Below are 25,543 nucleotides of genomic sequence, written 5' to 3' on the forward strand. Positions count from 1 at the left end.
TCAATTTGGATTTATAAAAGCCAGGTATCGAGGTTTGAAGAAGAATGACAATAAACTGTCTACTTTATTTGCCCTGGCGAATATTGTTCGACTGGATCAAATGATCCGGGCACAGGGTTAGTCCGCCCTGAAGTCACGAAAGTGGCTAAATATCATACAAATAAGGGGTTGAGACCTCTGATTTCAGTCCTACTTCGAACTCGATTCAAGAAGGGAAGTAAATTAGAGGTTATTCGCAGGTTCCCTAGAAGCAGAATATTCCCAATCTGCTCTTAATTTAGACCAACTCTTCTTTCTTTCATCTTTGTTTTATTTTTTCTTTGTGCATACTGCTCTATCGTTTCACCCATTTTATAATCTTCCAGTAGAAATGGATCCGTTTCATCACAAGGTTCAATCATTTTAATTTTTCGCTGCATCATCTTTTGCAGCAATGTCATTTCGTCTTCAAACTCCTGAGCATGGTCATGGTACCCACCACCCAGAAGATGCCGGAACTCGTGTTGGGCAACAATGGCATCAAGACCTTTAAGCTCTCGGGTAAACTTTCTTCCCTGGGGATCGAGGGCTTCAATAGTAATGCTGTTCCAGGTAGCCACCTTGCCAAACTTTTTACCTTTGGAACTCAGGCAACCATGCCAGAAGCAGCTTCGTTCCTTCGATGCCTGGGTAATGACAGGATTAATGAAAATATCGGACGGGGCTGTAGCGTTGATCATGGGAGGCGGACCAATCAGAAAAAGCTGCAAAGGCTGCCCCACCTGATTGGCTGATATCCCTCCGCCAACATTAGTGCTCATGGCCGCATGCATGTTTTTTATCAACGCATTGATTTCAGGGTCAGGCAACCGTTTTACCGGCTGTGTCGGCGAATTCAATACCGATTGATGATCGGGGTTTTCAAACTGAAAAATAGTGTAGCGCCTGGGTGTTTCTGCTTTCTTCTTTGCGGCTTCTTCAACGATTTTTTGAGGAGGAGAGTCCGTTACAGGTTCAACCTGCTTCTTAACTTCTATTGAGGTGACTGGCTCACCAAGATCACTTTCTACGTCTTCTTCAGCTGTTTCGAGCAGATAGGCAACCATGGCAAAAATGCCCAGAATGACGGCCAGAATCACCAGGAATTTCCTGAAATTCACACCAAACTCTCCAATGGATATTGAGTCCTTCAGGATAGACCAACCACGCTCGATTGTACTGACCTCCCTGCCCCAACAAAAATTTCAACTAGTATTCAGACTCGTTTTTCTGATACTGCAGGTAATGAAATGAGGCTGACGAGACTTTTTATTCTGATACTAAGCTTTTACGCGCTTCAAACCTTTTCATCCAGCCTGCCTGTAGTATTAAATTCCTGCCTGATCCTGAATTCCGGAGAACAACATTGGCACTGGAGCTCTGAACCCGGTAGTGATTGCAGTACAACTCATTCAGACACCGTTGAAAAATTATTTCCTTCACCCGACCTGACCCAACAGCTGACATTTGTTTCAATCTCAAACGATCAACCAAAAGATAAAGTTTGCATTTCAGAACAGGAAACCAACCAGCTGCTTGTCTGCTCTTCTGATGATTGTCATTGCGCCTGCTTTTATCAAGACGGTGAAACGCACTACAAAGCCGGAAAAGTCAGCTCTATTGAAAACAAAGATCACTGTTTGACGGAAGCCGGTGCACAACATCATTACTATCAGGCTTTTGTGGAAACACAAAATACACTGGCTACCAGAAGCTGGGAAAACAATTTCAATACGGCCAACAGTCCTGCTCAAGGCACATCAAGCACAAAAGCAGTTGTCTTTGGATCCGCCTTACTGGCATTAGGACTTAACTCCACATTTGGACTCATTTATGGATGGAACCCTTTAGAGATGGCACTAGGTATGAGCTATGCCTGTTTACGGATTGGAATCAGCTATGTGGGTGGCAAGATTCACCCAAGATTGGGAAGAATTTAACAACACTGCCAGGAGAACCAAAAATTCGTTACTCCTGGCATGGTGATGACTCTGATCGAATTGGCTGAACTTCAGACTTCGGTCATAGCCAGACGTTCAGGCGCGTCGCTGTTTTTATAGACATCATCAGGCTGAACGTTGAAGAGCTTCATAGCCAGATACTGATGAAAGTCCACTACGATTCTTTCAAGATCCACCAGCTGCCCACCTTTGGCGGTTGATGTTGTCATACCTTTCTGGGCCCGCTCACAGATGAACTTGTCTTCAGCAAAGAAGTCATCGACAAATTTTTTAACGGCCCCTTTCGGCTCTGAAATACCTCTACCTACACCGCCGCCTCGGATGTAACTGCGTCCGGCTCCTTCAGGCAGAATTGCAATGTAACCAAAAAGACCGTCAGATGAGATGACTCCAACAAAGGAAGGTGGCAGGGAAACCAGTATGTAATGATCGTTTCCTTTGCCTGCACTGTTATAAATCCAGCTCAGCCATTTGGGCATTGGAGGTGCCTGGGTTTCTCCCGCTGTTACGCTCCACTTCGCATTACCCTCAATATAAAAAGCGCCTTTTGTGGGTGTCACCACTTCCAGGGTAGGTTTATGAACTTTGAAAAGATGGTAACTCTCCATGGCATTTTCCATGGCCAGTTTCCAGTTTGTATCCCAGTAGTCCGACTCATTTTCGTATCCGCTGTCGAACTCTCCCACCTTGTTGTACTGAATATATTGATCAATACCCGCTAGGCGTTCTTCCAATGGTTCGGCCTTGCCATCAATGTTTATAAATACCAGTCCGTTCCAGACAGACAATGCAAACCTGGGCAAACAATGGGCCTTCTTATCAATTTTCACATCACCAGGAAACGGCACACCTCTAAGCGTTCCGTCTTCTGTGTAATTCCAGGAGTGGTAAGGACAGACAAGATTGGTATTGCCCGAGCTGAAACCGTCATCTGCTAAAAGGGTTCCACGGTGGCGACAGGCATTGGAAAGCGCCCGAAGCTCACCATCCTTACCCCGGATGATGACAACAGGCTCGCCAGCAAGATTGAAAGCAAACTTGTCACCGGGATTTTTCACCACAAACTCATTGCAGGCAAACACCCAGTCACCATGGAAAATTCGCTTCCTTTCCAGCTCATGGATTTCAGGACTGGTATAGGCTGAATAGGGCAATGCCGATGCCTCTCCCGCTGATCCAACCGCCTTTTCTTTCAACTCAATTAGCAAATCCATCTTGCGACCCCACCCTTACAAAGGTTTTTTATTGCTCTTTATGGAACATAATTGTTCCATTTTAAGAAAAATTCAAGCCTTCAGGCCTGTCTTTACAAAGGGAAAAGGACAGAAAACGAAAGGATTTCTCAAAAATACTGGGAAAGCACGGCGGAGATGATTTGTTGTCCAGACAGCGGTGATACCCTGCCATCAGGGCATCATCACGGCTTGATCTTATGCAGGTTCAGCAGCTTTAAGACGTTTTGCAGCTTCCTGACACTTATAGTTTTCATCCGGCTTGGCATCGAACAATCTCATGGCCAGATACTGATGAAAATCGACGACAATTCTTTCTAACTCGACCAGTTGACCACCCGCAGTCGCTCTGGCCGTCATTCCCTTATAGGCTCTTTCACTGATCAGTTTGTCTTCCTCCAGAAACTTATCAATAAACTTTTTGAACAACCCTCTGGGGGCTCGCAGATTTCTGCTGACACTGCCTCCGCGAACATAGCACCGACCCACCCCATCAGGCAGAGTGACTACATAGCCAAACAGCCCCTGAGGGGTAATAACCCCGACAAAGGAAGGCGGCAAGGAGATCAGAAGATAATAACCTTCTTCCTGCAAATCACGATTGAGCCAGCCTAACCAACCTGGCAGAGGGTTTACTGCTTCACCCGCAGTGATACTCCAATGTGCGCTACCTTCCAGATAAGTGACCCCCCGGGTAGGAGAAACCACTTCCAGGGTGGGTTTGTGAACCTTGAAGAGGTGGTAACTTTCCATGGCATTCTCCATGGCCAGCTTCCAGTTGGTATCCCAGTATTCCGGTTTATCTTCTGTACCTGTGTTAACTTCGCCGTTTATGTTGTATTCAATATAAGGAGCCAGGCCCGCAAGGCGCTCCTCAAGAGGCTCTGCCTTACCATCAATATTCACAAATACCAGACCATTCCAGACAGTCAGAGCAAATCTGGGCAGGCAGTGTGCTTTTTTATTGATTTCGACATTACCCGGATACGGTACTCCCCTCAGGGCTCCGTCTTCAGTGTAATTCCAGGAATGATAAGGACAGACAAGATTGCTGGTACCGGAACTGAAACCCTCATCGGCCAATAGCGTGCCCCGGTGTCGACAGGCATTGGAGAGAGCCCGAAGTTCACCGTCTTTCCCACGAAGGATCACCACCGGCTCTCCAGCTATGTTGAAAGCAAATTTGTCGCCGGGCGCCTTTAGTGAAAACTCATTGCAGGCAAACACCCAGTCACCATGAAAAATCTGCTTACGCTCCAACTCATATAAGTCATCATCAATATAGGCGGCATAAGGTAATGCTCTGGCTTCACCAGCAGAACCTGTTGCTTTTTCTTTCAGTTCAATCAGAAGATCCATATCGCTCAAACCTACCTTTAAGATTAAATAACCGCCCGGATAGTGGAACAGAAGTGTTTCAATTTCATATACAGATAAGCTGAGCGACTGATTTTTTAGCAATTTCAATGAATAGTGAGAACTTACTCACAGAAACTATCGAGCAGTTAAGATCAAATCGATTAATAACTATCGGTAGTGAAAAAGCAGAAATGCATCCAGCTAGAAAGAAGCCCGACAGAAAGCCGAACCAGAATATTATTTGATCAGGGACGTTCACCCTGAGTCAAACGTGTATTGATATCTTTAACAACAGCTAGCAGATCCGCTACCGAGTCAATGACAAAGGAATCAAGGCAATTTTCAGTGAGTCCAGGGCCAGGGCAGTCTGACTTGCCAGCAGGACAGCCGCCATGCCGACAGACTTCTTCAGAATACTTTTCAACAACATGAGTACACCTTTAAACCGCATAACTGGTCAGCAGAGCTTCACCCTGACCAATAAAATTCTTGCCACGCTCACCCGCAAGGGCACTGGTTAACAGTCGCTGCCAGTCGGCAGGATCGTATTGATAGTCTTCAGGCTGAACCTTGATACCCAAGTCTTTCAGCCAGTTTTCGAGGTAGTCACTGCCTGCCGCCAGGTCTTCGCCAAAAATGGCTTTCAGGGCCTGGTCGCACACAGAGTTTTCGCCGCTGACAGAACGCATGACATAAGGCAGCGTGAATGAACAGGCAATCCCATGGGGAGTACCCCGGCGCAGAGTGACTTCATAAGAAATGTTGTGGGCAATGGATGTCTTGGTATTGGAGAAAGCCAATCCGGCTTTCAGGGCCGCTTCCATCATGCGGCTTCTTAATGCGGCATTATTCAGGTCTGCGGCCAGCTCGGGTAATACGTTCAGAATAATTCTGGCCGCATCTACCGCATAAGTGGACGACACAGGATTATTGTTTTTATTCCAGATACTTTCCAGTGCGTGAGAGAGCGCATCCAGCCCTGTGCATATCGTCAGAAACTCGGGTAATTCATGAGTCAGCGAAGGATCACAAAGCGCTACCTGCGGGTATAAACGAGGATCAGCAAGGGAATATTTTCGCTCATGGGCGCTGTCCCAAACCGTTGCCCAGCAGGTCACTTCACTGCCTGTCCCCGATGTGGTGGGCACAGCAATAATCGGTGTGCAAACCAGCTCTTCCCTGCCTTTTCCCTGGGTCAACAATTGATAGACCCGATCAAAGTCCTCACCGGCAGCAGCCACCACTTTCGCGGTATCAATCACTGAGCCTCCACCAATGGCTACCAGCACATCAGGTTGCACAGGCATCTCGGACAGCTGCTGGCACAAAGGCAGTAAATCCTTAATGTCGGGATTGGGAACAATCTGATTCAGAACCGCTACAGGCACTCCACACTGGGAGATTACCTGATCAGCCAGTGCTGAAAACCAGGGTTCGTCATAGGTCAGAAGGGCATAGTTTTGCCCGTCCAGCAGTTCAGGCAATCTGGATAAGACACCTTCACCAAATTGGATATTGACCGGATTGGAAAAGCTCCACATATCGATTAGCTCTGGTTGGTTTCGATAATTTGGAGTCTAGGGAGGGTTTATGACAGTTCAATGATACAAAAATACTATTTTAATATTTTCATCATATAGAAAATCTATATTACTGGCTAACCTTCTAATCCGTATTGGTATCATGAAATTCAGTCAGCTCAGATCCTTTCACGCAGTAGCCACCACCGGCAGTTTTACGGCAGCTTCAAACAAATTGCATATCAGTCAGCCGACGATAACCGCCCAGGTCCGAGAGCTTGAAAATCACTATAACGTTCAACTGTTCAGGCGCAGAAGAAGCAATAACCAGTTAACGGAAACCGGTCAGGCACTGTTGCAGGTTTCAAGAATGATGCTGGAGCTTGAACGCAAGGCCAAAGAGATTCTGACTCATGAAGGCAAGCTGGTGACAGGGACTCTGAGAGTTGGAGCCGTAGCCCCTTTTTATTTAATGGAAATACTTGCCGTCTTCAATGAGCAATACCCAGGCATAAAAGTGGTAGTGGAAACCGGGGGTTCAGATTTCATAACGGAAAAAGTGCTTAAGGGTGAGCTGGATGTTGGCATGATTGCCTACCTGGAACCTGATAAACGACTCACCACTCTCAAGTATCGTGAACAGGGCTTAGTGTTGATGGTGCCAAACAACAGTCCTCTGGCAAACTCTCCTGAAATTAAATTGGAAGACCTTAACGGAATTAACCTGATCTACCGCGAGCCTGGTTCATCCACCCGTAAACTGTATGAACAGGCTTTCCACCAGCGCCAGATCAAACCCAAAGTCGTTATGGAAATCAGCAGTCGGGAAGGTGTTCGCGAGGCTGTTGTTCAAGGGCTCGGCTCTGCTTTTGTCGCGGTCAGTGAATACCAGCCCCACAGAAACATTCGTGCTGTAAACGTCAGTGATATGACATTGATGTCGAACTCTTATGTGATCTGTGCCAATGCCCAGAAAGACACACCGGTTACGCGGGCTTTTATAGAGTCAGCGATACTTTCTAACCCGGAAGCTAATCCGAAAGCCAATCCAGAAATTATATCAAACTGAATGCCTGGAGCTTCTCAGAAGACTTCACAATCTTGCGTGTACAGGCACTATCAGGCATTCTCCCCCTTAATGTTAACGAACGTTAACTCACCACCGTATTACTGAAGCTATCCAAGACTCTGAATATAAAAATAGAAAGTGAGATATCTGGAAGATGCAGCCTGAAAAATCCCCTCAATCGTCTGATGGTCTGCGCTGGTTGGGTGTAACCACTCGGATCCCTCTGCTACATGCCCGTATCAGCTGGCCTGAATTTATTCAGGGTAATCTGGTTTCAGCGGCAACTGCTCTGGCACTGGTGCCTTTAATGACCACTTTTTTCGGATTAAGTTTTGAAGAAGCCGTGGCGATGTCTTTTCTCCACTCGGTGATATTGAGCCTTTCCTGGTGGCTGTTTGGCGAACCCTATAGCCCGGGCTGGCTGACACCTGCCCTGCCCTTTGTAATCACCCTGCTGACGTCCAGCCCCGACCTGAGTTCCACAGAACGTATTCAGATGATGACCGCTCTCTCGCTGGATTTCACAGTGCTGCTGTTCTTATTCGGCATCACGGGTCTGGGCAGCAAACTGGTGCACATCATTCCTGATGTTTTGAAAGGAGCTATCATCCTGGGCGCAGGTCTCGCAGCGTTTATCAAGGTGTTTGATATCTCTGTTGAAACCAACCTGTTCAACAGCCAGCCTGTTGCGGCCAGTGTCGCCATTGCGATTTCTTTGTTATTGGCTTTTTCAGAGCCGGTTGCCCGCTGGAGCAAACAATACCCGATGGTAGCCCGGATTGCGGCTATGGGATTACTGCCTGGTTTTTTATTGGGAGGAGTAGCTGGAGGCATAACAGGTGAGTTGTCGTTTGATATTGAGTGGGGAATCTATGCACTTCCTTTCGGCAGCCTGTTCGATAAAGTTTCCCCATTTGTGATTGGGTGGCCAAGCCTGGACATGTTTATTAATGGACTTCCGCTGGCCTTAATTGCCTACGTTCTCTTCTTTGGAGATCTGTTGACTGGAGACGCAATTCTTGAAGATGCTGCCAAGGAGCGTCCTGACGACACTCCCGATATCAACCATACCCGTACTCACCTGACCGTTGGTGTACGTAATGCACTAATGGCGGTATTCGCGCCTTTTTTCCCTACCCAGGGTGTTCTCTGGACAGGCATCCAGGTAGTCGTAGCCCAGCGCTGGAGGCAGGGAGCAAAAAGTCTAAGGACACTTCATGACGGTATTGCCTCTTACTATCTTTTTGGCCTGCCACTTATTTTTTGTCTGGCTCCACTGGTGACCGGCATCAAGCCTATGATGCCGATTGCTCTCGCCATGACTCTGGCGTTGACCGGTTTTGCCTGTACTTATATTGCCCTGGCCAAAGCAAAAACCAATGGAGAGCGGGGAGCCATGGTTCTGGCTGCAACCTTTCTGGCCCTGCTTGAGCCTAGAATGGGACTGGCATTTGCCGTAATCACCATCATTCTACTGGTTGACCTGCAGAAACAACCTGACTCAACGAACAGTTAGAGCCCACCACTTCTCAAAGCAACCAGCAATAAACAACGCTGGTTGCTATCTGAGGGGATACCGTTCACCCTGAGCTTGTCGAAGGGCCATGGTAATGGGCTTTAAAAGGCTCAGTCCGAAAGGGTTTTGCCCTAAGAATCCTGGATAACAAATAAGGATGGGGCATAAGAGAGGGAACGGTAGAAGGAGGGATAATTCTATTAGACCGGAAACCATGAGGCCTGTCTGCTGACAGACCTCACTTATAGAACAGCACTTACTCTTCCCGGACTACCCGATAAACCTTGGCTGCAATCTTCCACTGATCGCAGTCTCTGACCAGAGTCAGATAATCTTCAAAGTATCGGGGCTGAACGGCACTGGCTACCTTTACAACAGCCACTTCGGAGCCCGACAGATCAATGCTTAATATCTGTCCATAAGGTCCATAACCTGCGTCTTTGGGAGCTTGCCGGTTGCTGACCACCTCAAGGTAATCCGCCATACCTATGTGCTTCACACCTTCTTCTGTCGTCCATTGCAGCACACATTCCGGACGATAGATTTTCTGGATAGCTTCCACATCGCCTTCGTAAAGAGAGCGAAAGTACTCTTCCACCAGCTCTTCGACTTCCTGAATATCCGACATAACGCCTCCGGTTATTTCACAGCCTTAATGACTTCAGAGAAGGCTTCCAACATTGCCAGCTCTTCTTCCTGAGGGAAATAGCCGACATGGTGCCAGCAAACGAACTCGTCAACACCGTAGGTTTCTTTCAATGTACCAATCTGGTCAATCACCTGATTAATGGTGCCTTCCCAGAGACGACCCATAGGTACTTTATAAGGAGGTACGTTGTAGGCAGTATTAAACAGATGCTCAAAAGTTTGTTTGTGCTTCTTCGCTTCAGCTTCAGTACGGCCCATAACCAGGTGACCACCCAGAGCCAATACATCACTTCTGGCTACCTTGCGACCTACTGTTTCTGCTTCTTTAACGTACTCATCAATGGTGACATCGATAAAGTCATTCTTGCCAACAAACGACACCATCTTGCCACTTTCACGAGCCCAGAAACGACAGGTGTCCATAGACCAGCTAAACGGCGCATAAATAGGTGGATGAGGATCCTGATAAGGTTTTGGCACGATACCTACCCGCTGAATCACATGATTCTCATCGGTATCGCCTTCACGGCTCCACATTTTGGTGGGTGGGAAGTGCCACTCGATAGGATCTTTTGGAGGAATATTCCAGAACTCACCCTGGAAGTTGATGGTGTCTTCTGTCCACAGTTTTTTAATGATGCGGAAGTTTTCTTCAAACAAGCGACGGTTGCGCTGATCGACTTCCGACTTGTCTGACTGGGATGTGGAAATATTCAGATGCTGAGCCAGAGTATTCAACCAGCGTGGAGTATTACCGCGAACAAAACCTACAAACAGTCTGCCCTTGGTCATGTGATCCAGCATGGCCAGATCTTCCGCCAGAGTCACAGGATTATGAGCCGGCAGACACATACCCACCTGACCTACTTTCAGGTGTTTTGTGTTATTGGCGACATGCATGTTCCACAGGATCGGGTTAGTGGTGGTTTCTATCCCTTCCACCTGCAGATGGTGTTCGGTCATGCAAAAACCGTAGTAGCCATTGTCATCGGCATACTTCATCTGGGTAGTGAGGTTGTCCAGCAGATCCTGATAGCGCTGGGGATCCGACCCCGGATTTTTCACCTCTTCGCCCACGCTCCGCATGTAGGGCTGAACAAGGATATGGGTCTTCATGTGTGGTCCCTCCCGCAGGCCGGTAAATGACCAGGCACTGTGATGTTTTGGTTTAATCTTTATTTTTAGTGAACGTTCGTTCGGTAATGTACTGAAGAAAATACTGAGGGTCAACCTGCATCGCAGATCATTCATCAAAGTCAGATAGATTTATGAGGCCTCCTCCCCTCCCTTTACCAGAGCGGAAATAAGAGAGGAGCAGGTTCAGAGCTCAAGTATATCGTGAGTGAATTAGCTCAAACCCGGCAAAATAAACTCAACCAGACGATCCCGGATCTGTTCTTCGCTGTAGCCTTCCAGACTCCAGTGTCTCAGCGCCCAGACGTTGCAGAAGAAGTAGATCATATTGGCAGCCAGGAAGGTGTCTGTTTTCTTGAACACCCCCTCTTCGATACCATCTACAATGATCTGTTCCCACAGGGTCATGAAGTCTCGCTCAACATTAAAAATGCGATCCCGGTTTTCAGCATTCAGCGCCCGCGTTTCACGGTAAACCAGGTTAATGTATTTACGGTTTTTAGTGACGTATTGAACGTAAGCTTCAATCGCACTCTTCATTTTGCTTTCTGCGTCTTCCTGTCGATGCAAAGCTTCCTTGAAGTAGGCAAAGATCTCTTCCATGCACACCTGGGTGATCATGAACAGAATATCTTCCTTGGTGTCGATGTACTTGTACATGGTAGGAATAGTGATGTCTGCAGCCTTGGCGATTTCACGCATGGAAGCTGAGCCATAGCCCTTGCGTCCAATGACTTCACAGGCACCTTTGAATATCTGTTGACGACGCTTGTCGGCCACAGTTTCCGGACGAGCTTGCAAAAAGGTACTGCTGGTTTCTGCAACCTGTGTTTTACCTTTTTCAGCAGCAGTTTTTTTCTGCTGGGCAGTGTCTCTGGAAAGCTCAAAAGTGTGAGAAAAATCGGCCACCATTTTTTCCGGCGACTGTCGTTCATTCTCTGCCAGACGATAAAGACAGGTTCTCCAGGCCAACCTGTCCGGTCTTTTATAAACAGGCTCTGAGACAGCCATGAAGCGATTACCTTCACCTTCTGTGAAGAATCGACTACTGCTGTCGACTGTTTTGGCTTTCAGCCCTTCGCCACTGGCACGATCTGCACCATTCTGCACACAGGTTTCTGCCAGCAGAGTCAGCATCCATCTTGGCACTTCACCGGCACAGTATTTGGCCAGTTGTGAGTAATCACTCCATGCGATCACCTGAATGCCGTCGCCCTTTTCCAGACGAATGCCCAATAACTGTTTTATATCAACACTTTCACTCATGGTCTCAAGCTGACCCTGTCCAATTCTGTAGCCCGGCAATCACTCTAGCAAGAGCACGACCATAATTACCAGTCTCATATTGACTTCGAGGTGCCAGTCCTTTTAAATACACGAGTGAACGTTCGTTAACCCAACTCCGAATCTGAAAGAATAACAACAGGTGAACTATGGAAAAGCGGACAAAGTCTCAGAGTCTGGGCCCTGAAGCCCAGTTCTGGGCCTACCTCAAAGAAGGCCGATTCATGATTCAACGCTCTGGCCTGACCGGGAACTATGTGTTCTACCCAAGAACCATTGAGCCAGAAACCGGTTCAAGTGACCTTGAGTGGGTGGAAGTCAGCGGTAAAGGCACGGTCTACACCACTACCATGGTTCATCGCAGACCGGAAAAAGGCGGTTCTTACAATCTGGCCATCATTGAGCTGGATGAAGGCCCGAGAATGATGGGTCGTATTGAAGGCTGCCCMCCCGACTCTGTAAGTATCGGAATGCCTGTCATTGCCAAGGTAGAAGAGCCCTCGTTTGGCCCTTACAAAAACAGTGGCCAACCCATCGTTGTTTTCTACAGCMCCCAGGAGTAACACCATGACGTCTTCACTGAGAGGCAAAACCGCCATTGCCGGTGTGGGATACTCCGGACTGGGCAAAACGCCTGAACATAAGCCACTAGAACTCTTGGCACAGGCCAGCATGAAAGCCATCAATGATGCAGGTCTTGATTTAGCCGATATTGACGGCCTATGCGCCGGTACTTTTTATCATTTTTTCCCAACACTCTCAGTGGCTGAGTACCTCGGGATTCGTCCAAAATGGTCCAGCTCCGACATGGTCGGTGGATCGTCGTTTATGTCTCATGTACAGCAGGCAGCCATGGCTATCCAGACAGGTCTCTGCAACAACGTTCTGATTGCCTACGGCAGTAATGCCAGAAGCAGCCGCGACGTAAACGGTCTGGTAGAAACCCCCACTTTTGAACAACCCTATGAATACATGGTGCCCTTGGCTGGCTATGCTATGGCTGCTGCACGACACATGCATGAATACGGTACCACCCGTGAACACCTGGCTCATGTAGCCGTTTCAGCAAGAAAATGGGCACAACTGAACCCTGACGCCACTATGCGTGATCCGCTCACCATTGAAGAAGTATTAGAAGGACAATTGATTGCTGACCCGCTTTCGATATACGACTGTTGCTTAATGAGTGACGGTGCAGGCGCACTGATTCTTACCAGTAAAGAGCGGGGTCAAAGCCTTCGCCAAAAGCCTGTCTATCTTCTGGGCGCTGCGGGAGCACACTGGCATCGTGAAATCAGCCAGATGCCAGACCTGACAGTGACGGCTGCCACTGAAAGCAGTCAAAGAGCTTATGAAATGGCCGGTATCAAGGCACAGGATGTCGATGTTGTTCAGCTCTATGACGCCTTCACAATTAATACCTTGCTGTTTCTGGAAGACCTTGGTTTCTGCAAGAAAGGTGAAGCGGGTGACTTTGTGGCCGACGGACAGATTGCACCCAATGGCTCACTCCCTGTGAATACCAACGGCGGTGGACTTTCCTGCGTTCACCCGGGAATGTACGGCACCTTCTGTATGATCGAAGCTGTGACTCAGCTCAGGGGCCAGGGCGGAGAGAGACAGATCGACAATGCTGAGCTGGCAATAGCCCACGGTAATGGCGGCACTCTGTCCCATCAATTCACTACTGTCTTTGGAACCGAGTCCACACTTTAATCAAGTAACTTTCATCCGCCATTTTGGATGATCGAAACGATGAAAATGCCTCCAGCGCATACCTCTGAGGCATTTTCATATAACAAGCAAACTATCAGGCCCATCTGCCACAATTTAACCATGAAAGTTTTTTCATCCCCCAAGGGTGACGAAAAAATATTTCTTTCGCTCATGACTGCTTTATTGACTGGAAGTAAAAATGAAGGATTCAGCTCACCTCAAAAATAATTACCGCTATTTTAGAGAATTCACTACCCGCTGGAATGATAATGACCATTACGGCCACATGAATAACTCTCACTACTACGCCTATTTTGACTCCACAATTGGGCAGTACTTGATGAATGAATGCAATTTAAGCATTAAGAAAGATCAAGTTGTGGGCTACGTGGTGCACTCTCAATGCAACTATGTTAACTCTGTAGCTTACCCTGACGAGCTGATTGTAGGATTAAGAGTCAACAAGATTGGCAACAGTTCCGTCGAGTACGGACTGGCAATCTTCAAAAAAGGTGAAGAAGAAGCGTCAGCCCATGGAACATTCACCCATGTCTACGTAGACCGTCGAGTTAACCAGTCAACAGCTATTCCGGAGAAGGTTCGAAGCCGACTTGAGAATCTGAAGGTCTGATTTTAGAACTTCGCAACTCCGGGTAGCTCCCAGCTAACCCGGAACATCCATGCTCACAAGCTTTCTTTCAAGTTCACTCATTGGGTGTCGGAAGTCTAAAACAAGTCCGAAAAGAAGTGACTCAATAGACTAATCTAGAGTCAATTATCCTGAGTCAAGAGCGTCGAACAGCTCATGAATGCCCTGAAAGATCTTCCAGCCAAATTTTTTCTGATCTTCTTTTTACTGACTCCAACCCCGTCATTTTCAGACGATACATCACCAAAAACTGTTACGCCGAGCCCTCTTATTTCCTACCAGGTAGAGCAGCTTAAACAGTATCTCACTCAACAACCCAACATACAGAAAGCTCTTATTGAAGGTTTGACTCAACACTGCCAGAACGGAGCATTGCCTGCAGTATCAACGCTTGAAGACTTATATAAAATGCTGGTTGCTCTGCCCGTAAATGTTATCAGGAGAACAGAGGTACCCTTTGATCAAATGTCCTGCACGTTTGAGAAAATGGCAGAAGTAAAAGCCTCCCCCTTCGAGCCTCCCGTACTTTTTCCCTGGATGATCTCTTATTTTCGATCTTTTCATGCTTATATGGAGCAACCGGAATCCATTGCTTACATTAACCACTGGCTTGACTCGCCTGCAGTTGGCATACAGGACTTTATCGTTCCGGTGGGTGGCTATACCAGTTTCAATGACTTCTTCGGCCGAAGATTAAAACCTGGCGTTCGCCCCATAACCTCACTGAATGATGATGCAGTTGTTGTATCCCCCAACGACGGCAGCATCAAGATCATGCACAAAGAGATTTCAAAGAGTACTGCTATCAAGGCTAAGGGAGATATGCTCAATATCAGCAGGGTTTTCGGTAACCACCCTCTCGCCAGGCACTTTATTGGGGGCACCGTTCTGGAGAGCACCCTCCATGAATACAGTTATCACCACTTCCATTCTCCCATCAGCGGAACCGTTATGCAGGCCGCCTTATTTCCTGAAACCACATTCTCCGATACCGGACATACAGATCCATGGTCTACCACTGCATACAACCACCATCGCGGCGCTTACATTATTCATAATGACAAACTGGGTTATGTTGGGGTCATACCTGTGGGCATTTGGTTCATTAGTGATATTACGCTTCTTGCCGAGAGTGGAAGCCATGTTGCAAAAGGCCAGGAACTGGGGCACTTTGCCTTTGGTGGTTCAACTATCCTGCTGTTTTTCGAACCTGGTGCGATTAAAACGCACCTCATGAATCAGGAAAGCTCTGTTCGAATGGGAGAAACGATTGCTCAGACACACTAAGCCATTTCAATCATCCTGCTAAACCATTCTTCTGAGAATACGCTTGCCAGTCAGTTCATGTTTAATAACTGCGGAAACATGCATCAGCACCATTAAACTCAGCAACATACAGCTGTATTTATGAACCTGATTCATCAGGCCGGTTACGTCTCGATTTTCAATGACGTAGGGAAGCGAGAACAGATTAAAAACATTAATGTCTCGCTCCATCATTAATACACCGGAAATGAGCACCAACGACGTGATGATATAGAGCATTCGATGCATCTGACTCGCCAACCATTGATTCCAGCGATTTAAATCTTCACTCTCCGGTTTTTTATAATGGAGGGAATGAAAGCATCGAAACAGGAAGAGAGGAATAAACAGAGTAGTCAGAGAGACATTGATAAATGCGACCCATTGTTTGCTGGCCAGACTTTCCGAAAGAAAGGCGACATAGAAGCCACTGGCATTGGCCCAAATAATAACAGCAGCAGAAGACCAATGCAGGAAACGGGCGCCAGGTGAGTAGCGATTATTCATTATTATCATCCCGAGAAAGTATTCATACAGATTGGAAGTAATATCGAAATACTTTTGAGACAATTATGTATCATTAATATACTTTTATGAATCAAAATTCGTAACGAATATGTAATAAATTCATAATTTTTTCGAAAGGAAGAACTCCATCACACGAGATCAGACAGCCGCTTTAGGATTTATCTCGAATAACTCACCGATTTAAACACCAGGACCATTCTATTTGATCTTGTCAAAGACGGTGATATTGGACTTCGATGGCTCAGTCCAAACGGTTTTGAAAGGGTTTCAACAAAGAAGTTAACCTCAGAAAAGCCCTTAGATAAATTGGCTGACAGCGTTTTCTGAATAAAAAAAGCCGCCCGAAGGCGGCTGGAAAGGTCAGGCGGCACCAGCCTGACTAGGACAATCTGCATAGCATGAAGAACTCATGCTATGACTGAATTCAATGTTTCACGGTAGTCGCATGCTTCTCATAAAACGCAGAGAGTTTTAGTACCCCCTGGTCATCCAGACTGCGACCAATGATCTGTAAACCAACCGGTAAGCCAGCCTGTGTTTCTCCACAGGGAATGGAAGCACCCGGTTGACCGGTCAGGTTGAAAAGGAAGTTATTTGCCCAGGGAGCAAACAGGTTTTCAGTATCAGCTGCAGGCAGTTCCGCGCGATAAGCGGGCACCGGAACAGAGGGTAAAATCAGAAAATCAAAGTTCTGAATCAACGCCATGGTTTGCTCTCTCAACTTCTGCATGGCAAACCAATCGTTATAATGTTGCTCTGCCGTATACCCAGGTACAGGGCTTGACCATTCGTTGATAACTTCAGCCCTCTGCTTTCTGGCTGGATCACATTGATTAAACTCACTGAAGCATCGCACCTGGTAATATCGCTCAGCGCAAGCATCGTCACCTTTTTTGAAAGGAGCATCCAGAAAAGCCACATCAAAGCCCTGACCGGCAAAAAACTCAGCCGCCTCAGTGACCCGCTTCACTACTTCCGGATCAGGATCTATGCCCAGCCCAAGATCCGTAATCACTCCTATTCGACCTTTGTCCACTGGATCAGCCAAACCATGAAGGTAATCAGTGGCATCATAAGGCAGAGCCGTAAAATCCCTGTCGTCAGGTCTGGCAATGACATTCATCATCAGCGCAGCATCACTGACTGTTCGAGTCAGGGGACCGGCTACCAAGGAAGGATTATTAGGAAAGTAATAGGGCACACGTCCCTGGCTGGGCTTGAACCCATAAATGCCACAGAAGGAAGCCGGTAAACGAATAGAGCCGACAATATCGGTACCCAGCGAAAGAGGTTCAAAACCAGCGGCTACAGCAGCCGTTGCACCAGAACTGGAACCCCCTGTGTTATACGACAAATTAACAGGGTTACGGGTAATGCCATGCCTGGAGCTGTAACCAGCAGGCAGAATGCCAAAGTCACACATGGTGTTTTTGCCGTAGATCACCATGCCATGCTCTTTCATTCTGGCTACGGCCGGACAATCCTCATCAGCAATAACCCCTTCTTCAGGCATAGCAGCACTGCCTCTAAAGACGGGCATTCCACTAACGGGTAAAGCATCTTTAACTGAAGTATGTATCCCATCCAGCAAACCCAGAGGCTTACCTTTAAGCCAGCGCTGCTCAGAACGGCGAGCCTGGCTTATAGCTGACTCCTGATCCAGATAGTACAAAGCATTTATATCGGGATTTAGCTGACCAATTCGCTCGAAAGTAGACTCCAGAACCTCAACCGGAGAGAGCTTCTTTTGCTGATAAAGTCGCAAAAGTTGTAGGGCACTGAGCTGATGGATTTCACTGTTCAGCATACTTACGTCCTGTACACACTTTCCTGAGTTGAATCGACCAGAGCCTGTTCTCTGGCTACCAGGTCCTTAATAGCACCTACTTTCAAATGGTGCTGACGGGCAAAGGCCAGCAGTTGTGGCAAACGAGCCATAGTGCCATCGTCGTTCAAAACCTCACAGATGACAGCCGCAGGCACTCGCCCTGCTCTTTTCATCAGATCAACAGAAGCTTCGGTATGCCCTTCTCTTGCAAGCACACCTCCTGGTCTGGCAATCAGTGGAAAGATATGACCGGGCGTGACCAGATCCACCGCTTTGCTGGCAGGGTTCACAGCCGTTAAAACCGTTGTTGCACGATCAAATGCTGAAATACCGGTAGTCACCCCTTCTCTTGCTTCAATGGAAACCGTAAAAGCTGTTTCAAACTCACTTCTTCCCCGTTTGGGCTGAAGCTTGAGTTCCAGTTCATCCGCTCGCTGCTGAGTCAGGGTCAGGCAGATAAGACCTCGGGCATAACGGGCCATGAAGTTAATGGCATTGGGGGTTACGGCATCAGCAGCAATAACCAGATCACCTTCATTCTCACGACCTTCATCATCAACCAGAATGAACATGCGCCCCTGTCGGGCTTCTTCAATAATCTCATCCACCGAGGCAAGGTCCTGGGGACGAAAAGGAACGGCTGACCCTACTGAAGAAGGCTGGACTCCATCACGCATTACTTTTCTTGCTGTTATTGTCATACCTTCCTCACATGAACGAACGTTCACTCATTTGCAATTATCATAAAATCTGACCGGTGATGAGTCAACCAAAATATGGGTAAATATACGTATTATTTGCTATTTAACAGCCCCAAGAACGAGCTAATGAAGAGAAAGCAGGAAGACCGACTAACCGATCTTCCTGCTCCTGTGAAGATAGGACTTTATACAGCGTCTTCTTTTAAATCCTTGCGAAGAATTTTCCCGACAGCGGTCATCGGTAACGCAGAACGAAACTCAATGTGACGAGGCACTTTATAGGGCGTCAGATGCTGACGACACCATTCAACTACCTTCTCTTCGGAAAGCTCTCCTTCTCCTTTAACCACGAAGAGTTTGACAGCTTCCCCTGTCTTTTCATCTGGCACACCGATGGCGGCACAATACTGGACGCCGTCCATTTTGGTCACAACATCTTCAATTTCATTAGGGTAAACATTGAACCCGGAAACCAGAACCATATCCTTTAACCGGTCAACAATACTGATGAAACCTTCAGAATCGATTTGAGCCACATCACCGGTATAGAACCAGCCGTTTTCATCAATAGTCTTGGCCGTGGCTTCAGGATTATTCCAATAACCCATCATGATCTGGGGTCCACGAACACAAAGCTCTCCCTGCTCACCCAGAGTGGCAACAGAACCATCCTGTTTTACCAGTTTCAGCTCAGTTTCAGGGACCGGCTGGCCCACCGTACCGTCTTTTTTCGGGCCAATCGGGCTGACAGAAACGACCGGAGAACATTCTGTAAGACCATAGCCTTCGATAATGCCAACCCCCGTGGTTTCCTGCCACTGTCTGTTCACTTCCTGCTTAAGGGCTGTACCACCAGACATAGTGAGTACCAGATGGGAGAAGTCACACTTTGAAAACTCTGGATGCGCCAACAAACCAGAGAACAGGGTATTGAGCCCGGCAAAAACAGTAAAAGGCTTGCTGTTCAGCACCTTGATAAATTGATCAATATCGCGGGGGTTGGGAATCAGGACGTTCTCATCGCCACGACTGCCATACATCAACATATTAACGGTGAAGGCAAAGATATGATAAAGCGGCAGTGGTGTAATAATGACCTGCTTGCCAGTCGGCAAGAATACTTCTCCCTGCTCATTCTGTTCCTGGGTAATAGCCCGGTATTGCAGCAAGTTGGCCAACAGATTGCCATGACTCAACATCGCTCCCTTGGCAAAGCCCGTTGTTCCACCGGTGTACTGCAACATAGCCAGATCAGTCAGCCTGGCTTCTGCATAGGGTGAATAATCATCAGCGTTGGCATTATTTAAAATTGGCAGCAAAGGTGTGCAGCCTTCGACCAGAGTGGATTCAGTACCTTCCTGAATCAGATCCAGTGGATCAGTATTGATTACTTTCTGACTGCCGTCAGAAGCTTCCCTGATCAGAGCCACATTAGACGACAAACAAACAATGGCTTGCGTTCCTGAATCAGCCAGCTGGTGTTTTAATTCAGTCAGGGTGTAAAGGGGGTTAACGTTAACAACCACCAGACCTACCCTGAGTGCAGCGAAAGCCACTATCGGATACTGAAGAAGGTTGGGGAGCTGAATAGCCAGCCTGTCTCCAGGCTTAAGACCACTCTCTTTCTGGAACCAGCCAGCCAGTCGGCGACTGTATTCATCCACTTCAGTAAAAGTCAGGGTTTTACCAAGGCAGGTATAAGCCGGTTTATTGCTGTGTTCAGTAAGAAAACCATCTATCAACTCAACGAGTGAGCTGTATTCTTCAACATCAATGGTGTCCGATACGCCCCTGGGGCGACGGGTTGTCCAAAAGTCCGAATCCATGCTCGTATCCTTTTTATTTTGAAGCACAACTCACCCGGGGCTGGATAAGCTGTACTTCTGGCTCATGGCAGTTTTTATTAATGGATAAATGAGAAATCTTCTTCATCAATGGCCAGCAGCGTGTCAGCATCATCTCTGATGGTTTCTGCCAGCGAAGTGGTTCTGGGCAGCAATCTTCTGAAGTAGAATCGCGCTGTATCCAGCTTCGCTGAGTAAAACTTGCCTTCTTTCTCAACAGCCACTGCAGCCGCTTTCAACCACATGTAGCCCAGACTGATATAACCAGACAACATCAGATAATCCACCGACGAACTGTTCAGCTGGTTGGCGTCTTTACGCTCACCCAGTTCTGAAGTCAGGGACTGCCATAGCTCCACTTTCTCGATCAGGCTGACCGCCATTTCTTTCAGCTCAGCTACTTCCAGCTGTTCTCTGGCAAACTCAGTCACTTCAGTAGTAAATCGGGTTAACAACTGTCCGTCTCCGGCCAGGACTTTTCTTTGCAGCAGGTCCAGTCCTTGAATGCAGGTAGTACCTTCATAGATCGCTGTTATGCGAATGTCTCTGGCTAACTGTTCCATACCCCATTCGCGAATAAAGCCGTGACCACCCAGAACCTGAATACCTTCTTTGGTGGCTTCCTGAGCCACTTCAGTGATAAATCCTTTAGCGATAGGTGTTAACAGTGCCAACCTGCTTTCGGCTGCACGGCTCTCTTCCTTACTGCCTTTGTGCTTGATATCCACCAGCCTTGCACAATACATATTCAGTAGGCGACCACCCTCGGAGAAAGCTTTCTGGGTCAGCAGCATACGACGTACGTCAGGGTGAACAATGATCGGATCGGCTGGCTTTTCAGGGTTTTTCCTGGGAGAACCTTTCATCTGAATACGTTCACGTGCGTAAGCAAGTGCGCCCTGAAAAGAGTGTTCAGCAGCACTCTGCCCCTGAACAGCAACGCCCAGACGTGATTCATTGATGAAGGTAAACATGCAAGCCAATCCCTTGTTAGGGGGACCAATCAGATAGCCTTTGGCTCCATCAAAGTTCATGACACAGGTAGCACTGCCCTTGATGCCCATCTTGTGCTCAATAGAACCACAGGATACGGCGTTTGCTTCTGCTACACTTCCATCGTCGTTAACATTGTTTTTCGGAACAACGAACAGAGAAATACCGGCTGTACCTTGTGGCGCATCTGGCAGACGAGCCAGCACAATGTGAATAATGTTTTCCGTCAGATCCTGTTCACCGGCAGAGATAAAGATCTTGCTACCGGTAATCCGGTAGGTTCCGTCAGCATCCGGTTCTGCCCTGGTCTTAAGCAACCCGAGGTCAGAGCCACAGTGAGCCTCAGTCAGGCACATGGTGCCACTCCACTCACCGGATACCATAGGCGGTATAAAAATGTTCTTGAGCTCTTCACTGGCATGAGCGCTGACGGTTTCGATCGCCCCCCAGGTCAGGGTTGGATAAATAGCCCAGCTAAGGTTACTGCTCGCCAGCATTTCATAAAAAGCGGTGTTCAATGAGTTGGGAAGTCCCTGGCCACCGTATTGCTCTGGATGACTCAAACCACACCAGCCATTTTCCACCAGCTGGTTATAAGCTGACTTGAAGCCTTCAGGTGTTGTGACCTTGCCCTCATTCCAGTGACAACCTTCCTCATCGCCGCTGCGATTCAATGGGACTGCCACACCTTCTACAAACTTGGCACCTTCTTCAAGAATGGCTTTGACCATGTCCGGGGATGCTGCATCGCCTCCTGGCAGGGAGGCATAGTGCTGCTCATATCCCAGCACTTCGTTCATAACAAACTCAAGATCTCTGACTGGCGCTTTATAATCTGGCATTTCCTGTCTCCCCTTAAAGAATCTCAAACAGTCCGGCTGCACCCATGCCGCCACCCACACACATGGTGACTACTCCGAACCGGGCTCCACGACGACGACCTTCAAGTAAAAGGTGGCCTACCTGGCGGGTTCCAGTCATTCCGTAGGGATGTCCTATGGAGATACCACCGCCATTGACGTTCAGTTTTTCGTTATCGATTCCCAGGTGATCACGGCAATAAACTACCTGACAGGCAAAAGCTTCGTTCAGTTCCCAAAGATCAATGTCGTCCACAGTTAAACCATGAGCTTTCAAAAGCTTGGGCACAGCAGATATGGGGCCAATGCCCATTTCTTCTGGCTCAAGACCGGTCACCATCATTCCACGGTAAATGCCCAGAGGTTCAATGTTTTTCTGCTGTGCATACTGGCTATCCATCAGAACCATCGCAGCAGCACCGTCTGATAACTGACTGGCATTACCGGCAGTAATGGTTCCACCCTCAATCACCGGATCCAGTGATTGCAGGCTTTCCAGTGTGGTCTGTGGACGATTACCTTCATCCTTGGAGAGAGTCACTTCTTTGTATGAAACTTCCCCGGTATTACGATCCTTGACCATCTGGGTTGTCGTGGTAGTCACAATCTCATCCTCAAACACACCCGAGCTCTGAGCCAGAGCTGTACGTTGCTGTGACTGAAATGCATACTCATCCTGAGCTTCACGACTAATGCCGTACTTATTAACAACATGCTCCGCTGTTTGCAGCATGGGCATATAAGCATTGGGTTGAGCGGCTAAAACCGTATCGTCTTTCTGGCTCATGACCCATTCAACCAGCTGGTTCTGAACCATGGAAATGTGTTCCTGACCGGCAGCAACAGTGACATTCATTCTGTCAGAAACGATTTGCTTGGCTGCGGTGGCTACAGACATCAAGCCGGATGAACATTGACGATCAATAGTTTGACCCGCCACTGTTTGAGGCAATCCGGAAGCAAATGCCGCCATGCGACCCAGGTTCCAACCTGAAGTACCGGCCTGGAGAGATGTCCCCATAACCAGATCATCAATTTCACCCGCTTCAATACCCGCTCTTTCTACCGCAGCGCGGATCGCGAATGAGGCCAGAGTAGGCGACTTGGTAATATTGAAAGCACCACGAAAAGCTTTTCCAATGGGCGTTCGCGCAGTAGAGACAATAACGGCTTCGCGCATATCTGAATCCTGTCTGATGGTCGTTTGTGTTTATAAGACTGAAACTGAATGATTGAGATTCGGGGCAAGAGTGAAGGGAGGCACTCTTGCCCCGAACTCATCAGGGCTGAAAATCCTTGAAGGACTTACCTTCTTTCGCGAGTCGCTCAAGCAGTGGTGCAGGTTTGAACCAGAGTTCACCGTACTCACCCAAACTTTCACGATAGTGATTCAGGCCAGCCACGACTCTGGCCAGACCGATTTCGTCGGCATACTGCATCGGGCCACCGCGCCAGGAAGGGAAGCCATAACCATTGGTATAAATCAGATCGATATCACTGGAACGGTTGGCAATACCTTCCTCCAGTACCCGGGCCCCTTCGTTGATCAAGGCATACATACAGCGCTTGCGAATCTCGTCCTGGCCAATCTCACGCCTCTCAATGTTGTGCTTTTCTGCCAGCTCTACCGAAAGAGTGATGGTTTCAGGGTCATTGATTTTTTCCCGTCCCTGATAGATATAAACGCCGTGGCCTGTCTTCTGACCCAGTCTTCCCAACTCTTTGAGCTTGAATTGAAGTGCCTGATAGCTTGGGTCACCTTTCCATTCATCAGCATTGGCTTCAGCCGCAGCACAACCGACATCAATGCCAGCCATGTCACCCATGGAAATAACCCCCATAGCCATACCAAATTCAGTTAGAACCTGATCAACCTGTTCAGGGGCAGCACCTTCCAGCACCATTCGGAAAGCTTCCCTTGAATAAGGAGCCACCATTCTGTTGCCTACAAAGCCGTAGCAAACACCGACTACCACGGGTTGTTTGCCAATCAATCTGGAGACTTGCAAGGCTGTGGCCAGAGCTTCATTTGAGGTTTCTTTACCACGAACAATTTCAAGCAACTTCATAATGTGCGCGGGTGAGAAGAAGTGCAGACCCACTACATCCTGAGGCCTTTTAGTGACAGCAGCAATTTCGTTAAGGTCCAGTGTTGAGGTGTTGGATGCCAGAATACAACCTGGCTTACAGACTTCATCCAGACGACTGAATACCTGACGTTTGACGTCCATACTCTCAAATACAGCCTCAATAACCAGATCAACATCTGCCAGATCCTGATAATCCAGAGTGCCGGAGATCAGGCTGTTGCACATTTCTGCCTGGGAGTGAGACATTTTTTCTTTGCGAACAGCACTCTCATAGACACTCTGAATACTGGCCAGACCTTTTTCCAGGGCAGGCTTCTTCACTTCAAGCATTTTGACCGGGATACCCGCATTGGCGAAGTTCATCGCAATGCCACCACCCATTAAACCAGCGCCAATGACAGCAACGGATTTAATGGCGCGGGGCAGTGTAGTTTTCTCCAGACCCGGTACTTTTGTTGCCTGCCTTTGCGCAAAGAACAAATGCTGAAGCGCTCTGGACTGGGGTGACTCATGACACTCCTTGAACAAAGCCCATTCCATTTTCAGGCCGTCTTCCAGATTGTGGGTACAGGCAATATCCAATGCTTTCGCACAAGCCAGCTTGGATTGCTCTCTAACGGGATGAAGACTTTTCAGCATGTCTTCCAGATGACTGCGGTCATTGCCTTTAAAATCAACAATCTGATCACTGCTGTTTTTGCTGACCGTTTGAACTCTTGTATACTCAATAGCACCGGTCAGGAAGTCGCTGCCTGTAGCAATCCGGTCAACAATACCCAGCCTTTCTGCCTTCCCCGCCTTAATGGGCTTACCCGTCAGAATGACGTCCATAGCGACTTTCAAGTTAGTCACTCTCGGCAGACGCTGAGTACCACCCGCACCAGGAATAATACCCAGATTGACTTCCGGCAAGCCCAGCTTGGCATCAGGATGGGCGTAGCGATAATCGCAAGCCAAGGCCAGCTCAAGCCCACCACCCAGCGCTGCACCATTGACTCCGGCAACAACCGGCTTTGGACAGGCATCAATCTCATTAAACACTTCAGGAATCAGTGGGCTGGTCAAAGCCTTGCCATTATCAAACTCACTGATATCAGCACCCGCACAGAACATACGACCAGTCCCGGTAATCAGGATACTGGTGACAGAACTGTCTGCGACGGCACTCCGAAATAATTCCAGTAAGCGGGTCCGTAAATCCAACCCCAGACTGTTCACCGGTAAGTCATTCAGAGTAATGACAGCGACACTGCCTGATTGCTGATATTCAACTGAGTTACTCATAATC

22 protein-coding genes and 1 pseudogene are annotated in these 25,543 nt (G+C 47.9%); 8 read left to right on the forward strand and 15 right to left on the reverse strand.

Annotated elements, in window-relative coordinates:
• Positions 1–121 (forward strand): annotated as a pseudogene (locus WG89_RS32100) (IS5/IS1182 family transposase); the annotation flags it as partial.
• A gap of 151 nt (positions 122–272) precedes the next feature.
• Here the strand turns inward: WG89_RS32100 and WG89_RS11900 are convergent.
• Complete coding sequence (locus WG89_RS11900) at positions 273–1,139, reverse strand: peptide deformylase (RefSeq protein ID WP_153301556.1); 867 nt, start codon at positions 1,137–1,139, stop codon at positions 273–275.
• Positions 1,140–1,268: 129 nt separating this feature from the next.
• Here WG89_RS11900 and WG89_RS11905 point away from each other — a divergent pair, with 129 nt between their 5' ends.
• Complete coding sequence (locus WG89_RS11905) at positions 1,269–1,958, forward strand: hypothetical protein (protein ID WP_062266145.1); 690 nt, start codon at positions 1,269–1,271, stop codon at positions 1,956–1,958.
• A gap of 71 nt (positions 1,959–2,029) precedes the next feature.
• On the opposite strand, the gene WG89_RS11910 is transcribed toward WG89_RS11905, so the two are convergent.
• From WG89_RS11910 to psrA, 4 genes are all read right to left on the reverse strand, one after another.
• Entirely contained in the window at positions 2,030–3,193 is a 1,164-nt protein-coding gene (locus WG89_RS11910) for an aromatic ring-hydroxylating oxygenase subunit alpha (RefSeq protein ID WP_062266146.1), read from the reverse strand.
• A gap of 216 nt (positions 3,194–3,409) precedes the next feature.
• Entirely contained in the window at positions 3,410–4,570 is a 1,161-nt protein-coding gene (locus WG89_RS11915; protein ID WP_062266148.1) for an aromatic ring-hydroxylating oxygenase subunit alpha, read from the reverse strand.
• 307 nt (positions 4,571–4,877) lie between these two features.
• Entirely contained in the window at positions 4,878–5,000 is a 123-nt protein-coding gene (locus WG89_RS32705) for a hypothetical protein (protein WP_281177692.1), read from the reverse strand.
• 10 nt (positions 5,001–5,010) lie between these two features.
• Positions 5,011–6,111, reverse strand: a complete 1,101-nt coding sequence (gene psrA / locus WG89_RS11920) for an iron-containing alcohol dehydrogenase PsrA (RefSeq protein WP_216638476.1) — start codon at positions 6,109–6,111, stop codon at positions 5,011–5,013.
• Between the two features lie 142 nt (positions 6,112–6,253).
• Between psrA and WG89_RS11925 the strand changes: the two genes are divergently transcribed.
• Positions 6,254–7,159 carry a LysR substrate-binding domain-containing protein gene (locus tag WG89_RS11925; protein WP_062266152.1) on the forward strand — a complete coding sequence of 302 codons (906 nt, stop codon included), beginning with the start codon at positions 6,254–6,256 and terminating at the stop codon, positions 7,157–7,159.
• 154 nt (positions 7,160–7,313) lie between these two features.
• A complete protein-coding gene (locus WG89_RS11930) occupies positions 7,314–8,675 on the forward strand; it encodes a hypothetical protein (RefSeq protein ID WP_062266154.1) in 1,362 nt (453 codons plus the stop codon).
• 256 nt (positions 8,676–8,931) lie between these two features.
• Here WG89_RS11930 and WG89_RS11935 read toward each other — a convergent pair whose 3' ends face one another.
• From WG89_RS11935 to WG89_RS11945, 3 genes are all read right to left on the reverse strand, one after another.
• Positions 8,932–9,303 carry a nuclear transport factor 2 family protein gene (locus WG89_RS11935; protein ID WP_062266155.1) on the reverse strand — a complete coding sequence of 124 codons (372 nt, stop codon included), beginning with the start codon at positions 9,301–9,303 and terminating at the stop codon, positions 8,932–8,934.
• Positions 9,304–9,314: 11 nt separating this feature from the next.
• The gene (locus WG89_RS11940) at positions 9,315–10,439 is read right to left on the reverse strand and encodes an LLM class flavin-dependent oxidoreductase (RefSeq protein WP_172806798.1); all 1,125 of its coding nucleotides are present in this window, start codon (positions 10,437–10,439) and stop codon (positions 9,315–9,317) included.
• 231 nt (positions 10,440–10,670) lie between these two features.
• Positions 10,671–11,723, reverse strand: coding sequence for a TetR/AcrR family transcriptional regulator (locus WG89_RS11945; protein WP_153301557.1), 1,053 nt, complete (start codon positions 11,721–11,723; stop codon positions 10,671–10,673).
• A gap of 167 nt (positions 11,724–11,890) precedes the next feature.
• Here WG89_RS11945 and WG89_RS11950 point away from each other — a divergent pair, with 167 nt between their 5' ends.
• The 4 genes from WG89_RS11950 to WG89_RS11965 all read left to right on the forward strand — a co-directional run bounded on the left by WG89_RS11950 (position 11,891) and on the right by WG89_RS11965 (position 15,393).
• The gene (locus tag WG89_RS11950) at positions 11,891–12,304 is read left to right on the forward strand and encodes a Zn-ribbon domain-containing OB-fold protein (RefSeq protein ID WP_062266163.1); all 414 of its coding nucleotides are present in this window, start codon (positions 11,891–11,893) and stop codon (positions 12,302–12,304) included.
• Between the two features lie 4 nt (positions 12,305–12,308).
• On the forward strand, positions 12,309–13,457 hold the full coding sequence (locus WG89_RS11955; RefSeq protein ID WP_062266166.1) for an acetyl-CoA acetyltransferase: 1,149 nt from the start codon (positions 12,309–12,311) through the stop codon (positions 13,455–13,457).
• 199 nt (positions 13,458–13,656) lie between these two features.
• Positions 13,657–14,088, forward strand: coding sequence for an acyl-CoA thioesterase (locus tag WG89_RS11960; protein WP_062266169.1), 432 nt, complete (start codon positions 13,657–13,659; stop codon positions 14,086–14,088).
• A 174-nt stretch (positions 14,089–14,262) separates the two neighbouring features.
• Positions 14,263–15,393: a phosphatidylserine decarboxylase gene (locus tag WG89_RS11965; protein ID WP_062266172.1), complete on the forward strand. Its 1,131-nt coding sequence runs from the start codon at positions 14,263–14,265 to the stop codon at positions 15,391–15,393.
• A gap of 18 nt (positions 15,394–15,411) precedes the next feature.
• On the opposite strand, the gene WG89_RS11970 is transcribed toward WG89_RS11965, so the two are convergent.
• The 7 genes from WG89_RS11970 to WG89_RS12000 form a co-directional block, all read right to left on the reverse strand.
• A complete protein-coding gene (locus WG89_RS11970) occupies positions 15,412–15,918 on the reverse strand; it encodes a cytochrome b (protein WP_062266177.1) in 507 nt (168 codons plus the stop codon).
• 445 nt (positions 15,919–16,363) lie between these two features.
• Positions 16,364–17,746 (reverse strand): amidase family protein, encoded by a 1,383-nt coding sequence (locus tag WG89_RS11975; RefSeq protein ID WP_062266180.1) that lies wholly within the window; start codon positions 17,744–17,746, stop codon positions 16,364–16,366.
• A gap of 2 nt (positions 17,747–17,748) precedes the next feature.
• Positions 17,749–18,468: a 3,4-dihydroxy-2-butanone-4-phosphate synthase gene (gene ribB / locus WG89_RS11980; RefSeq protein WP_245662910.1), complete on the reverse strand. Its 720-nt coding sequence runs from the start codon at positions 18,466–18,468 to the stop codon at positions 17,749–17,751.
• A gap of 185 nt (positions 18,469–18,653) precedes the next feature.
• Positions 18,654–20,294: an AMP-binding protein gene (locus WG89_RS11985; protein ID WP_062266186.1), complete on the reverse strand. Its 1,641-nt coding sequence runs from the start codon at positions 20,292–20,294 to the stop codon at positions 18,654–18,656.
• Between the two features lie 77 nt (positions 20,295–20,371).
• Entirely contained in the window at positions 20,372–22,147 is a 1,776-nt protein-coding gene (locus WG89_RS11990) for an acyl-CoA dehydrogenase C-terminal domain-containing protein (protein ID WP_062266189.1), read from the reverse strand.
• Between the two features lie 13 nt (positions 22,148–22,160).
• Entirely contained in the window at positions 22,161–23,345 is a 1,185-nt protein-coding gene (locus tag WG89_RS11995) for an acetyl-CoA C-acyltransferase (protein WP_062266193.1), read from the reverse strand.
• Positions 23,346–23,445: 100 nt separating this feature from the next.
• The gene (locus tag WG89_RS12000; RefSeq protein WP_062266224.1) at positions 23,446–25,539 is read right to left on the reverse strand and encodes a 3-hydroxyacyl-CoA dehydrogenase NAD-binding domain-containing protein; all 2,094 of its coding nucleotides are present in this window, start codon (positions 25,537–25,539) and stop codon (positions 23,446–23,448) included.
• Positions 25,540–25,543 lie beyond the last annotated feature (4 nt).

The organism is Endozoicomonas arenosclerae (assembly GCF_001562015.1).
GTDB classification, from domain to species: Bacteria; Pseudomonadota; Gammaproteobacteria; order Pseudomonadales; family Endozoicomonadaceae; genus Endozoicomonas_A; species Endozoicomonas_A arenosclerae.

Excerpts from the sequence above, each read along its gene's own strand:
- WG89_RS11990 (WP_062266189.1), bottom strand. The coding sequence starts at position 22,147 with ATGCCAGATTATAAAGCGCCAGTCAGAGATCTTGAGTTTGTTATGAAC.
- WG89_RS12000 (WP_062266224.1), bottom strand. The coding sequence starts at position 25,539 with ATGAGTAACTCAGTTGAATATCAGCAATCAGGCAGTGTCGCTGTCATT.
- WG89_RS11930 (WP_062266154.1), top strand. The coding sequence starts at position 7,314 with ATGCAGCCTGAAAAATCCCCTCAATCGTCTGATGGTCTGCGCTGGTTG.
- WG89_RS11910 (WP_062266146.1), bottom strand. The coding sequence starts at position 3,193 with ATGGATTTGCTAATTGAGTTGAAAGAAAAGGCGGTTGGATCAGCGGGA.
- WG89_RS11905 (WP_062266145.1), top strand. The coding sequence starts at position 1,269 with ATGAGGCTGACGAGACTTTTTATTCTGATACTAAGCTTTTACGCGCTT.
- WG89_RS11965 (WP_062266172.1), top strand. The coding sequence starts at position 14,263 with ATGAATGCCCTGAAAGATCTTCCAGCCAAATTTTTTCTGATCTTCTTT.
- WG89_RS11940 (WP_172806798.1), bottom strand. The coding sequence starts at position 10,439 with ATGAAGACCCATATCCTTGTTCAGCCCTACATGCGGAGCGTGGGCGAA.
- WG89_RS11915 (WP_062266148.1), bottom strand. The coding sequence starts at position 4,570 with ATGGATCTTCTGATTGAACTGAAAGAAAAAGCAACAGGTTCTGCTGGT.
- WG89_RS11955 (WP_062266166.1), top strand. The coding sequence starts at position 12,309 with ATGACGTCTTCACTGAGAGGCAAAACCGCCATTGCCGGTGTGGGATAC.
- WG89_RS11945 (WP_153301557.1), bottom strand. The coding sequence starts at position 11,723 with ATGAGTGAAAGTGTTGATATAAAACAGTTATTGGGCATTCGTCTGGAA.
- psrA (WP_216638476.1), bottom strand. The coding sequence starts at position 6,111 with ATGTGGAGCTTTTCCAATCCGGTCAATATCCAATTTGGTGAAGGTGTC.
- WG89_RS11960 (WP_062266169.1), top strand. The coding sequence starts at position 13,657 with ATGAAGGATTCAGCTCACCTCAAAAATAATTACCGCTATTTTAGAGAA.
- WG89_RS11935 (WP_062266155.1), bottom strand. The coding sequence starts at position 9,303 with ATGTCGGATATTCAGGAAGTCGAAGAGCTGGTGGAAGAGTACTTTCGC.
- ribB (WP_245662910.1), bottom strand. The coding sequence starts at position 18,468 with ATGACAATAACAGCAAGAAAAGTAATGCGTGATGGAGTCCAGCCTTCT.
- WG89_RS32705 (WP_281177692.1), bottom strand. The coding sequence starts at position 5,000 with ATGTTGTTGAAAAGTATTCTGAAGAAGTCTGTCGGCATGGCGGCTGTC.
- WG89_RS11985 (WP_062266186.1), bottom strand. The coding sequence starts at position 20,294 with ATGGATTCGGACTTTTGGACAACCCGTCGCCCCAGGGGCGTATCGGAC.
- WG89_RS11970 (WP_062266177.1), bottom strand. The coding sequence starts at position 15,918 with ATGAATAATCGCTACTCACCTGGCGCCCGTTTCCTGCATTGGTCTTCT.
- WG89_RS11995 (WP_062266193.1), bottom strand. The coding sequence starts at position 23,345 with ATGCGCGAAGCCGTTATTGTCTCTACTGCGCGAACGCCCATTGGAAAA.
- WG89_RS11925 (WP_062266152.1), top strand. The coding sequence starts at position 6,254 with ATGAAATTCAGTCAGCTCAGATCCTTTCACGCAGTAGCCACCACCGGC.
- WG89_RS11975 (WP_062266180.1), bottom strand. The coding sequence starts at position 17,746 with ATGCTGAACAGTGAAATCCATCAGCTCAGTGCCCTACAACTTTTGCGA.